Origin of the sequence: Psychrobacter sp. FME5, assembly GCF_014861375.1 — a bacterium.
GTDB lineage: Bacteria > Pseudomonadota > Gammaproteobacteria > Pseudomonadales > Moraxellaceae > Psychrobacter.
This window is the reverse complement of the sequence record NZ_RRYX01000261.1, coordinates 1-610: the sequence shown is the minus strand read 5'-3', so window position 1 is coordinate 610 and position 610 is coordinate 1. Positions and strand designations below refer to the sequence as shown.

Here is a 610-nt window from a genome sequence, read left to right as displayed (position 1 = left end):
AAGTATTGATGGTGTAGAGAGCTAGGTTATAGCTGTCCCACACGTCAATGGTCAGTTTCTTGCCTTTGGCTAGGCTAAATTGAATGGTGGATTTTAGGGTTTTCTTTCCTGCTTTTTTGACCCCTAGATATTTTATGGCAGTTTTTTTGAAACTTAGATTAACATACCAAGTGCAACGCTAAATTATATTATAGAACACCTGATTGGGCGTTTTAAACCCTAAGCGTTTTCTTGGTCTGTTGTTTAGTTTATTCTCAATGTCCTGTATCTCATTATCAGAGACTTGTCTAAAGTCACAACCCTTAGGCAAGAACTCTCTGATTAAGCCGTTGGTATTCTCGTTGGTTCCTCGCTGCCATGACGCATAAGCATCGGCAAAGAAGAAAGCGCTAAAGAGCTTTCGTTTCACCTTCTTATGCTGAGCAAACTCTTTACCATTGTCAGAGGTAATGGTCTTAACCTGCAACCTCACTGGCTTTAGGATACCTATCATTGCCTCTGATACTTGCTGTGCCGTTTTATGACCCACACGCTTCATTTTAAGCAGTCCTGTTTTACGTTCAACGAGCGTTACAATCGCTTGCTTGTGATGCTGACCGATAACGGTATC

General features: G+C 41.3%; 1 protein-coding gene and 1 pseudogene. Both read right to left on the bottom strand.

All coding sequences use genetic code 11. From position 1 onward, the window contains the following. Positions 1-157: pseudogene (locus EI161_RS15140) on the bottom strand (RNA-guided endonuclease TnpB family protein); the annotation flags it as partial. Between the two features lie 21 nt (positions 158-178). Further along, a partial coding sequence (locus tag EI161_RS14605) for an IS30 family transposase (RefSeq protein WP_192530013.1) occupies positions 179-610 on the bottom strand: 432 nt, incomplete at its 5' end.